The organism is Odoribacter sp. N54.MGS-14 (assembly GCF_000980295.1).
In the GTDB taxonomy this organism is placed as follows: domain Bacteria; phylum Bacteroidota; class Bacteroidia; order Bacteroidales; family Marinifilaceae; genus Odoribacter; species Odoribacter splanchnicus.
In genome coordinates, this window is the sequence record NZ_LARL01000004.1 from 23,572 (window position 1) to 35,820 (window position 12,249).

Sequence of the window (12,249 nt, forward strand, 5' to 3'; positions counted from 1 at the left end):
TTTTTTAGATGCAAGAATCGTACAAACTTCCTACCACCACACCTGTTTTCCCTGTTCGTACGTAAATATCCGTTCTTCCACACCCTCGGTGAGATCCCTCAGCCAGTAGAGGTGTCCGGCAGGAACTCCCTCATAATCGAGTCCATAGGTGTCGGGCACCTGCCGTCCCATCGTGTACCATTGTCCCCGGTCCCACACCAACAGTTCGTAGAGGTCGCCCGGTTTGACAAAATTATCGTCGTTCCGGGGAATGTAACAGATCCGGCTAACGCGGACAGGTATCGCCAACTGCAAACCGGCCCAGGAGGTATCGGCATCCTGAGCGGCAAAATAGGTATGTTTGCTCCCATCATAAACTTTTGTACAATCCCAGGTCTTTCCGTTCTCCGCCGAAGGTGTACCGATGCAGGCCCCCCGGATCAGTTTACCGTCCGCATCGAAAAACATCGCCTCTGCAATACAACTATTGGAACCTTTCGGCCCCCGGTAACGCAGATAGCGAAATTCCGACGGACAGTTCACCCGTACCCAGTTCGAATCGGGAAGCGGCACTTCAGTAATCCGGTGGAGCACCACGGCATCCCGGAAATCCGGCGTATTCGCTCCTTCGAATACCCCCTGTACCATCAAATCCAGCAGCAAGCGATCCATAGCCGTCCCGGTATATTTTTTCACCAGATGCATCTTTTGTACGCTTTCGTTCCCACCACGGATGGATTTCACTTCATGATTCTTCGTATAAATAAAAGGATCGCCGGCCGCCGTCAACTTTCCTTCCCTGTGGTATACGGGCAAATAGACAATCGCCGTATCGATATTATTGAATACCCCCTGAAAACCGGCTGCAGTCCCTACCGCTACCGGCGACCAGCCGGCATTATTGAAGACCGCCAGGTAGCACAACCGGCCATCGCCCGCCGAATCGTACAAGGGTACAACCGCTACATTCCGGCCGAAATACTCGTCCGACACATCCCGCAAAAAAGGGTTTTTCAGTATCCCCGGAATATCTTCGTCGGGATAAGACACAGCCCAATTAGTGGTTTGTACGCTGAAATAATCCCGGTACACCTTTCCATACTTTTCTTCCATGCGTTCCTCCCGGTCGATATTATAGTAATTCCACAGGTAGGGAAGCTTTCGTCCGTCGGTATCCACCATAAATGTCCACATATGCGAACCGATCCGGTGGGGATTCTGCACCACCCGGTCGATTCCGCAAGGGATCCCCAATGCCCGGAACAGGGCCACATTGAACCCCGACAACTCCCGGCAACCTCCGAATCGTTCGTCCAGTAACTGCAAGGCTCCATATTCCACAAACGACAAATCGGAAGATGCATACCAATTCTGCTCGGCCCGTAAGTGATCGTTCAGAGCCGAAGCGACAAACACCACATCCGGATTCACGGCACAGAGCGAGTCGCACAACCGTCCGTAACGCCGTACATACGCCTCTTGCCAAAATTCCAGGGGTTCCCTTTCAATCCGGTAAGGCAGGACAAATTCGCAAAAATCTTCGAAAGAATAATACGAAGCCCAGGGCCGCTTCTCCCACACCCCGAATACATAATCGATATGCCGGATAAGGAAATCGGCCGTAACCGACCGGGCATCGTTGCGTTTCATCCACCTCCTGACATCAGGCTCGCCGAAAGTCTTCCACAATTTGTGTTTGACCGCTTTGGCACTTAGTCCGGTCCGTTGCATCCACCGGTATCCTTGCCTGAGGCTATCCAACTGCGCACCTGTATAGAAATAATGATAAGGCATATTCCCGATCAAAAAAACGGCCGCCCGATACTTCAGCGAATCATTCCGGTAGTGGTCGAGTACCTTTTCCAGTTCCACGCGGTTTTCCCCGGCATACCGCAACGCAAAATCGAGCATCGTCGGCCGCTGACAGCTACTCCACAGCAACAACAAGCCAGATAAGTAAAAATATAGGATTTTCATCATCACATTTGTTATTTAGGGTAAGCAAAAATCATTATAATTGTTTCATTTCTGTCTTCATTTCTTCCACTGCAGGTGACCACACTTTGGGTTCTTTGCCGATTACCTGCCGGGCCATATCACGGGCCTTTTCCATATCTCCCATTTCCCGGTACAATAAAGCCAGCAGGTAAAGCGGATAAATGCGATGGGGAATCATATGAGCAGCCTGGACATAAGCTTTCTCGGCCCGGTCATATTGTTTCAGGGCCTGATAGTTTTTCCCGAGCTTATTATACACCATCGGATCGGCACTGAGTTCCGCCGCCCACAAAAAAATCGCCGTCGCATTTCCATATTGGGCATTTTGAAATTGACATTCGCCAAACTCGAACACAAAAGCAGGCCGGTCGGATAGGGCAGAAAATAAAGGTGTATACCGGTTTAAAGCCTCTTGATAATCTCCCTGACGGAAATAAGCCCTTGCGGTTTTCCATGTTTTATAGGCGGTTTCCTTTTCTGTCAATCTCCAGGCAGCAACAAGCCCCAGTACCATAACCGGTAACCACAGGATTTGTCCTGCCCAGCGTCTTATCCTTACTCCTTTCGCACCGACATTCACACTCCACGCCAATAACAGCACAAACAGCATCGCCATCGGTAACATATGCAAAGGATAGGAAAAACAAGCGAATACCAGAAATGCGCTTAAAGCGCCCGATACTCCACCGGTTTGCTGCGTGTTCCTTTTAAACAGCCCTCCCGACGCTATACCCGTTATCGATATAAACAAGCACAAACCGATCAAACCATATTCACCTCCCAATTGCAAAAACTCATTGAAACCATATTCAGGAGCATCAGCCACATATTCTTCCCGCGGATCTGCAGGACTGTTTGCAAAATAAACCGCCTGAGCTTCTCCTAAAGCACCCGGATACCGACCGATACCGACACCTAGCCAAGGTTGGGAACGCATCACCGCCAGATCCATTTTCCATACCAACAAACGTCCATCGGCGGAATCCTTTTTCAGCAAATACAATCCACCCCCGATCGATAATCCCAGTAATAAAATACCCCCCAGCCAATATCTTTTCCAACCTCTTCCTATCCGCCCTATTCCCCTCCTAACGTATTCCCTCGAGCGTTTCTGCCTCCACACAACAACTCCGCAACCGGCTCCGGCAGCCACCCAGGCACTCCGGCTCATGCCGGCCGGTAAAACCAGGATGATCGAAACCAAACAAATAACTCCGAGTCCGTACACGATTTTATCAACCCGGCAAAGAGGCTTCGGCCCTAACAGAGTATGCAAAGCCACCGGTAATATCACCGCCAGAAAACCGCTGTAGGGGCCCGGATTAAAAAAACTCCCGGTCAAGCGGTATAAGCTATGGTATTGATCAGCCCAACCGTATACCTGTAAAAATCCCCATATCGCTTCGATGCTCCCGGCGAGCAATAAAACAAAGGTAAAAAGCAACCTCTGAGAAACCTTCCATCCTCCCAAACCCCGACACACAAAATACAGTCCCACTAATAATATCAATAACAAGGTTTGCGTTTCTCCCCTGAAATCATTCAACAAAAAACTTCCCACCCCATACAAAGCGAACAGCACCACACCGACATCCACCCATCTGAAACAGAATTGAAAATTCCGTTTCCATGCCACCATCCATGTCAGCAATAAACCAATCCCGACAACTTCTGCAAAACGGAAATATTTGGCGGTAATTATACCATCAGCATAATCATGACCTAACGATAACAAAGGAGTTAAAAAGATTCCCAATAACAAGACTCCCCCATACGGTCTATTTATTTTCCCATCTGCCATAACTTATTTATTTTCGTTTCCCGTTAAAAAATACTTACCACGATAGCCAGTAATAAAGGCCATCTCATAAACCTTTGCTCATAAATGTTTAAACTTCGTCAGGATCAAAACCGGATTCGAATCTGTATTCAAATTCTGGATTACTCTTTCCAACTCCGGATTTGTAATTTTAAGAGCCCCATCTTTCACGCGCTCGAATATATTATATTGATCAAGAGTCGAAAAACTTACGTGAGCAATAAAGTAATCTTCAAATATTCCGCGTGCCTCATATCCCTCAAAGTAGTCGAGTTCCTTCAAATGTTCATAATAATCGCACCACCTCAATAGATAAGTCTTATCTTTCATTTTATCATACAAAAAAGGCTGCATATAATTACCTTTCTTTTTTTTATCGGCTATGTATCCTAGAAAAAAATCCTGATTTTCGTAAAGTAACGTAAACACTCCTTCTTCACTTCCATCTATATCAACAAATCTATCTGAATTATGATACTTTTCCCAACTTGAATTTTTTATTTTAAAATAGAAAATCGGTCCATAAGTTGTATCGGATAATATTTGATAAATTGTATCTGAATAGATTGGATGATAACATGAACGTTCATATCCTTTAAAGATTTGCCCTCCTCCCTTATATCCTACTTGAAGAGGTAAATAACGATACCCTTTAAGAAAATTTTCATTACCTTTTGACAATACCAAAGCATATCCATATAATCCCTCATTTCCAAAATTTTGAGAAGGAGCAGATATATGAAGAAATACACTATCTCTTAAACATAGAGTATTCTCTGTTTGAAAATACCGTATGGAATGAATAGATTTAAAATTCCCGTCTAAATCATAAAAAAAAAGTTTATCCGACATACCATCAACGAGCATCAGTTCCTCTTTTTCCGTATTTATATCTATAGATTCTATTCTTAAATATTCGCCCGGACCACGTCCTTTATTATCTATCTTTTTTAAACATCTACCAGTATCGTCATAAATAAAAACCCGATCGAACTGCTCTTCCTGAATATAAAAACGTCCTTTATAAGTAATTATATTGGCAATATTTCCCATTACTCCACATTCATCTCCTAAGGGTATATAACGAATACTATCAATAAGTTCACGATAGGCCAATTCTTCCGCATGTTCTAAATCTATTGTAGTATAATCATTATTAGCACGCTGTAATAAATCAAAATCTTTAATCATTGGTTGTTCGACTTTATTTTTTGAACGACAGGAGACAAAAAATAAAGAAAATAATAACTCATTTTCTGACATCCGATTTATCAATTATTTAATTCAATGAATACAGGAGGTTCCATTCCAACAATTTCCCGAACCGATAATACAATACACATGATTTCCCCTGTATATAGCATTTATCGAATTTCGGAAACCACTTTCCTGTTCCTTCATTCTCTACCCCATACCATCTTTGTCCATTAAAATCATAATAAACATACTCTCCAGTAGTCGTTCCTGTCGCTCCTCCTTCTCCATTAGCTAAAGCCTCTAAATTCGTTAAGGCCAATGCCCCATAAACGGAAAAAGGATTTCCCTGCACAGACTATACATGTCAAAGCAGAGACCGATAATATGCTTAATAAAAATACAATTTTACTTTTTTTCATAATTCAAATATTAAATAGTTCATACTCCATCACTGCCGACCTAATACACACTAAGACACAGTGACAAAGCACCTCCTTTCAATTATTCATTTTGTTACAAACCAACTATTTACTTTCGAATATAATACAACAGCAATATCGGATTATCGTCCTCCATCGTCCGTTCTCTCAAATCCCGCCACAAGGGGCGGTCGACATCGATACAACCCTCCGGCTGATGAATAAAATCATAAGCTGTAACATAACTCACAAAAGCATCCGAAGTGGTTGTCAGAAATCTACCGGGCATTAAAACATTACCACGGGAATACTGTTTCGATTTATATCCTTTGTGATTCAGATAATCATAATAAATACTATACCAACTGCCTCTACAAAACATATCAAAATATAAATACCGGTCATTGGCCCATATCCCAGTTTGCCCCTTAGAATAACCGTTATCCCGCAAAAAAGCCATAGCATGAGCAGGAGAAATCCATTCTTTCCTGTCAACAAAAACTTCGGCATCGATGGTTGCAAGACTGGACTTAACCACAAACTTCGGTATTATTTTTCCATCGGCATATTCATATATCGTGTCTGATAGCAAAGCCGTCAGCCAAAGTTTTTCACCCGGACGAGCAAAACACGAAAGATTACCCCGAGTGGAATTTTCCGTATATTTTACTTGATAAGGAAGAATATATGCTTTCAGTGAACCGTCGTCAGCCGATAATATAGCATAATTGTATAAATCGTCAATGCCACACGACAATGTCAACAATAATTCCCGATTAGCAATGACATTTACATCGGTAATACTACCGCTTTCTATCTGTTCCCCACAAGTAATCTTATCATATTTGATACCCAAATAGGAGTAGCGGTGTATACAACGCCTAAAGCCATCATACACACCTACTACTTTATTATTTTTATCTACGTAAAAACTAGTTATGGCACTAACTTGATTTGGATCTCTTCCTATTTCACCTATTCGGTTCAGAAAACGTCCATTCATATCGAAAACATATAAATGTTCGTTATAATCACTTATAAAAATCAAAGAATCTGCAAACTCAATTTTCTTTAAAGCACCCAACAAACATTCAGATGAAGTTTCCAATTTTATGGTCCGTAAACTGTCGGGCCAACCATCAGCGAGAGTAAGCAAACACCCATCAAAAGAAAAATTCCGCAAAGAATCGAAACAATGATTCGATAATAGCAAATTAGCCTCCATTAAACTATCCAAATGGATGATAGTAACCTCTCCCAAAGGTTGATTATTTTCCTTTATTTTATCTTTACAGCTAAGAAACAGTAAAAAAATAATCACTGTAAAGTACCATGAGAACAGAGTATTTTTTTTCATTTTAATTATCTGACCTTCAACAAATAAAACATTTCAAATATTCTATACTTATAAATAAGATATAGGACCATTCACATGTGATTTCAGACAACAATTCTTTTCAGAATCCTCACAGAAAGGATAACGTATAGTCGTTCCTCCTCTTACATCTATACCTAGACGTATTCTCCTTCCTCCAGGCAAAGTTATATAAGCACCTGCATCAATATTTGATGATATTTCATAGAAACCCCAAGCTTCCATATATCCTCTATTATATATAAAAATATCGCAATCATTTACACTTCCACCTCCTTCTCCTCCCGCATTTCCCCCTTCACCATAAGCCAATTGTTCCAGTTTTAACATACTGAGGAAAGGTGTATTCCAATCTCCTAAAACACGATAAACATTCACTGTCGACAATAAAACCACAACAGTACAAGTTGTAATAAAAATCCATTTTTTCATGACTTAAAATTTTAAAATGTCCTACTCACTTGATTAGGCTTTTCGGAATACTCCTATTTCTTTTGTTCTATTTTTCTCTGTCACCCTAATGACCGGACTAAATTACCGACTGTAATTTCCTCATCCCATCTATCCTATACCGATATAAAACAGTAACTATTACAATAAGCCCTCTCTCACCTGACCGAATCCACTGCAAATGCTTTTACCGTTATATCCAAAGGATTATCATACCCTTGAAAATAGATTGCCATCCGTCTTTCGACATACCCCCCACTTTGCGGTTTAAAAGCCAAATTAATATATGCAGAATCACCTGGTACCACCGACTGGAAAAAAGTCTCATTGATGATACAACCACAACCGGTATCTATATTCTCTATCAGTAAATCTTTTTCACCGATATTTTTATATTGTATAAAAAAGGGGAAATAATCTGTATAGGTAATTATCCCTAAATGGATTTCTTTGTCCATAGCAACCACTTCTTCAATAGAACGAACAGGCGAAGAACAATTCACCATGATAACAGCAGATAGCAGTAAGAATAATATTATCCTCATCGGTTCTATATTTTATTTACGAACATAATACAACAACAATATCGGATTATCGTCTTCCATCGTCCGTTCTCTCAAATCCCGCCACAAGGGACGGTCGACATCGATACAACCTTCCGGCTGATGAATAAAATCATAAGCTGTAACATAACTCACAAAAGCATCCGAAGTGGTTGTCAGAAATCTACCGGGCATTAAAACATTACCACGGGAATACTGTTTCGATTTATATCCTTTGTGATTCAGATAATCATAATAGACACTGTATCCGGTATCTTTATAGGAAAGATCGAATTGTAAATATTGATCAGTTGCCCATATTGCCATCAGCCCCTGAGAATACCCATTATCACGTAAAAAAGCCGATGCATGAGCAGGAGAAATCCATTCTTTATGACTTTCAAAGACCCGATCATTTAGAGACATACAATCAGATTTCACTACAAATCGTGACAACATTTTTCCCGCTTTATACTCATATATGGTATCCGACAACAGAGCTGTCAACCAAAGTTGTCCGTTAGGCTGAGCAAGACACGATAGTTCTCCCCGACTAGAATTTTCAAGATATCTTAAATTATAAGGAAGAATATATTCTTTCAATTTATAATCTTTAGCTGAAACCACTGCATAATTGTACAAATCGCCGACACCGGATGATAAGGTCAACAATATTTCATTGTCATCTATTTGATTGACATCGAGAATATAGCCATTTACCTCATTCCTACAGGATATTTTATCTTGCTTTATTCCATCGAATGTATATCTATGAATACAATCGCTATAGCCATCATACACTCCAACTACTTTCCTCTTTCTATCCACATAAAAACTACTCAAGGCAACTACCTGATTGGGAGCCCGACCTAATTCACCGATTGGATTCCGAAAACTCCCAGAACTATCAAACACATAGAGATGATCGTTATAATCACTTATAAAAATCAAAGAATCTACAAAGCGGATTTTCTTTATTGCTCCGAGCAAACAATCCGCCGAAGTCTCCAACTTAATTATCCGTAAACTATCGGGCCACCCATCCGCAACAGTCATAACATGCCCCTGGAAAGCAAATTTCCGCAAAGAATCCACTCGGTGATGAGATAACAAAAGATCTGCCTCCTCCAGAGTATTCAAATCGATCACTGTTATATCCGACAGAGATTGGTCATGTTCCTTTATTGTAGGTCTACAACCACCCCATAATAGCCAGGTAATACCCATAATCCCGGATAAGAATCTAAAAATTCCTTTCATCTCAAAGTATCTCATATTAAAACAATTAAATGTTTTAAGTTATCCTTCCCAGTAAATATTCTGTGTAAACAAAGTATATTTCACTTTTTCAATCTTTCTGTATTTACATAATAAAACAACAGAACAGGATTATCATCTTCCAACACTTCCCGGTTAACCGCATCGATTCTACTATCCTTAAAATTATGCTTTCTGAAATATTCCGTTTTCAGATCTAAGGCAGATATACTGCGAACAATGTAATTCTCATATACAGTTTGAACTTTACCTGGAAAGATCCTTATTCCAGGAAGACAGCTATTATATTTAAATCCTGTTTGCTCCTTCAGATTCCAAAAAATATTCCAACATTCTTCCCCCTGGCAAATTTCAAAATATAAATGATCCTTTAACTGAAATAATTGTAACAGTCCTCCTGAATACCCTTTTTTTATAAGCTTCATCTCTGCCTCAAAAATACTTTGGTAAGGAGTTTCCTGCTGTAAGGCTTCATAATTAATATGTTTTAATCCTCCTTCATACAAATAAATCGGTCTGCTTTCTCCATCCTGTATAGTATAAATTGTATCGGACAACAATACTGTATAAAAAATATTTCCGTTACCATATACGACTGTCGGTAGCATTCCATTAGAAATACGCTCTCTTGACACTACAGGATAAGGGTGTAAGAATTGTTCAAGCTTATAACTACTTTCATTTACCAGAGCATAGTTATAAAGCGTACCGATATGATTATTCATATTCAACAACAATTTGTTCTCTCCCACATAGTGAATATCGATAACATTATTAAAAACACTTCGGTCACAATCAAACTCCTCTATATACTGACCGTCAAAAGTATAACGATAAATCTTACCCTTAATCCGATCCAAAATGCAAACAAATTTCTTTTGACAATTAACATAGAAATCTGATAATGAAGCATATTCCAGCGGACCATTTCCCATAACCCCTATCATATTCCGGAATTTCCCATTCAAATCAAAAACAAATAATTTCTCATTAGCATCTCTGATAAAGATCAGTGAATCTTCAATTATAACCTTTATTATCCCTCCAAATAAACAATTCGTATCTGTAGCTAATTTTACTATTTTGATACTGTCAAGCTGATTTCCTTTAATAAAAGGATTATAAACAGATAAACCGGCCAAGTCTATTTTCCGTATATCCCCTATCCCCCCATCATTTTTTCTCCCACATGAAAATAAGAGATATACAAAAAAGATCAAGGACAATATTATTATTTTCCTCTTTAAATTAATCATAAATACCTAATCGAACTATCTAACCAACTCTTTTTACAACAATTTCCCTCACTTTTCTCACATATAGGAATCAAAACATCTCTATCTACACTAACTCCCGGAGAAAGAGTATACTTTTTACCCGCAAATTCTATGTATCCCTGCAATTTAATATTAAAAGTTATTTTTACGCGCTCTGTTGCTTCTGCATAATTCCGGTTATACAAAAAAATATCGCAATCATTGACACTTCCTCCTTCACCTCCCGTATTCCCCCCTTCACCATAAGCCAGTTGTTCCAGTTTTAACATACTGAGGAAAGGTGTATTCCAATCTCCTAAAACACGATAAACATTCACTGTCGACAATAAAACCACAACGGTACAAGTTGTAATAAATATCCATTTTTTCATGACTCAAAATTTTAAAAATGTTTTTGAGAGAGTGTGTCAAAATGCAAATTTTCGTATTTTTAGTGGCTTTTCAATATTGATTATCAATAAATTGCAACTATATAATTTATCGAAACACGCATTTTGACACACCCTCATCAGATAAAATTCAATCAAATATCGGATTCGAAAACTCTCTTTTAATCGTATAATCCCCCCAACTATAGCCACCCGACCATTCTAAATGAAGTACCTGAGAATTAGGATCATACCAGCTATTATTAGCTGAAACTGGTTTACCCCCCCAGTTCCAAATATCGCCAAACCAACCGGCCAAAACATCTACCTTTTTCTTTCCACTATTGTCATAATCTTCCTCGGTAATTTTAATAATAGGTGAACATTGCTCGAACATAGTTCCACTCCAACCAGGACAAAGAATCGCTTCATCATCCAATATCCAACCAGACATCATATTCTGGCAATTTTCATCACCGACTGCATTTGCAATAACAGCATGACGGGTATATAATTTCACGGACAACACACTACCAGCTGTTGTACTAATTCCGGATTCTCCTTCAAGAATCGTTTCCGTCCACGTTCCGGTCCACTTGGCTTTTGTAGCTACTTTTACATAAGTAACAGCACCTGCTTGAATCTTGACAGACGGATTGTCACATCCGGTAATCCGAATGGGTAACATATAAGATTTACCTTCCAAATCATACCCTGTTTCTCCGGCAAGTTGCACAGGATCTACCTCCATTTCTGCCGTTCCCGAAACTTCACCGGCTTTGATTTTTAACTCAGGAGTCGTATAACATTCAGGCAGCAATTCATAGTTCGTTCCATATAATTGGTTATAGGAATCTAATAAAGCAGGATCAGCTTCATAATCGAACGTCAGTTCCATACTTTCATTATCAAAAGGCAAATCCATAATCAGAGGTACGATGATCTTATCCATATTCGTACCTCGCCAAGGATCACAATCCGCTTCTATCAAACTCCCCTTTCCGCGTAAATTTGCCTGAGGTGTATTCAGCTGGATCGCCAGCAACAGATAATCTTTATCGGTATTGACCTCTACCCCCTCGGTCAGGCTCTTGATCCGTACCGGATAAACGTACTTCACTTCTTCATCTTTCGGAATCAGTGTTCGAAGAGTAGTCATATCGAAAGTCAGTTGTGTACCTCCCAAGGTGGCGTCGGCAGCCAGACTCAGGCGTTTTTGCCCCAAAGTACCGACATGCTCAGGTAATACTTCGAAATCCAGTCCCTCCTGAGTCAGCTCCTGATAATCGGTCAGTACTGTCGGATCGTACGACAATTCTACTTCGGCGGCATTATCGTAATAACCGCTCTTATCCACATATACATCCCATACCAAAGATTCTTCGCCCAGATCGTATATTTCTTGCAGGTTGTAACCACTCACTCCCAGATAAAGTTTGGAAGGATAGAGCTTCAGATTCGACTCGTCGATTTCTCCGCACGAAGCCAATAAAGAAGCGACAAAACAAAGAATTAAATATTTGATTTTCATCTTTTTTCGTTTAGAG

11 protein-coding genes are annotated in these 12,249 nt (G+C 40.1%); all 11 read right to left on the minus strand.

The features are described from left to right. Positions 1–30 precede the first annotated feature (30 nt). On the minus strand, positions 31–1,959 hold the full coding sequence (locus tag WS42_RS01390; RefSeq protein ID WP_022159354.1) for a transglutaminase-like domain-containing protein: 1,929 nt from the start codon (positions 1,957–1,959) through the stop codon (positions 31–33). A gap of 31 nt (positions 1,960–1,990) precedes the next feature. Further along, positions 1,991–3,778 (minus strand): O-antigen ligase family protein, encoded by a 1,788-nt coding sequence (locus WS42_RS01395; RefSeq protein WP_022159353.1) that lies wholly within the window; start codon positions 3,776–3,778, stop codon positions 1,991–1,993. A 78-nt stretch (positions 3,779–3,856) separates the two neighbouring features. Next, positions 3,857–5,059: a DUF4934 domain-containing protein gene (locus tag WS42_RS01400; protein ID WP_046450668.1), complete on the minus strand. Its 1,203-nt coding sequence runs from the start codon at positions 5,057–5,059 to the stop codon at positions 3,857–3,859. Between the two features lie 16 nt (positions 5,060–5,075). Beyond that, entirely contained in the window at positions 5,076–5,345 is a 270-nt protein-coding gene (locus WS42_RS01405) for a hypothetical protein (RefSeq protein WP_113028022.1), read from the minus strand. Between the two features lie 176 nt (positions 5,346–5,521). After that, the gene (locus WS42_RS01410; RefSeq protein WP_046450670.1) at positions 5,522–6,769 is read right to left on the minus strand and encodes a DUF4934 domain-containing protein; all 1,248 of its coding nucleotides are present in this window, start codon (positions 6,767–6,769) and stop codon (positions 5,522–5,524) included. A gap of 48 nt (positions 6,770–6,817) precedes the next feature. Further along, positions 6,818–7,219, minus strand: coding sequence for a hypothetical protein (locus tag WS42_RS01415; RefSeq protein WP_022161279.1), 402 nt, complete (start codon positions 7,217–7,219; stop codon positions 6,818–6,820). Between the two features lie 176 nt (positions 7,220–7,395). Beyond that, positions 7,396–7,782 carry a DUF1573 domain-containing protein gene (locus tag WS42_RS01420; protein ID WP_022161280.1) on the minus strand — a complete coding sequence of 129 codons (387 nt, stop codon included), beginning with the start codon at positions 7,780–7,782 and terminating at the stop codon, positions 7,396–7,398. 12 nt (positions 7,783–7,794) lie between these two features. Next, a complete protein-coding gene (locus WS42_RS01425; RefSeq protein ID WP_195305581.1) occupies positions 7,795–9,054 on the minus strand; it encodes a DUF4934 domain-containing protein in 1,260 nt (419 codons plus the stop codon). A 65-nt stretch (positions 9,055–9,119) separates the two neighbouring features. After that, positions 9,120–10,313 (minus strand): DUF4934 domain-containing protein, encoded by a 1,194-nt coding sequence (locus tag WS42_RS01430; protein WP_046450671.1) that lies wholly within the window; start codon positions 10,311–10,313, stop codon positions 9,120–9,122. After that, a complete protein-coding gene (locus WS42_RS01435) occupies positions 10,310–10,705 on the minus strand; it encodes a hypothetical protein (RefSeq protein WP_022159460.1) in 396 nt (131 codons plus the stop codon). Before WS42_RS01435 ends, WS42_RS01430 begins: the two co-directional genes overlap by 4 nt. Before the next feature lie 148 nt (positions 10,706–10,853). After that, entirely contained in the window at positions 10,854–12,233 is a 1,380-nt protein-coding gene (locus tag WS42_RS01440) for a DUF1735 domain-containing protein (RefSeq protein ID WP_022159459.1), read from the minus strand. Between the last annotated feature and the right edge of the window lie 16 nt (positions 12,234–12,249).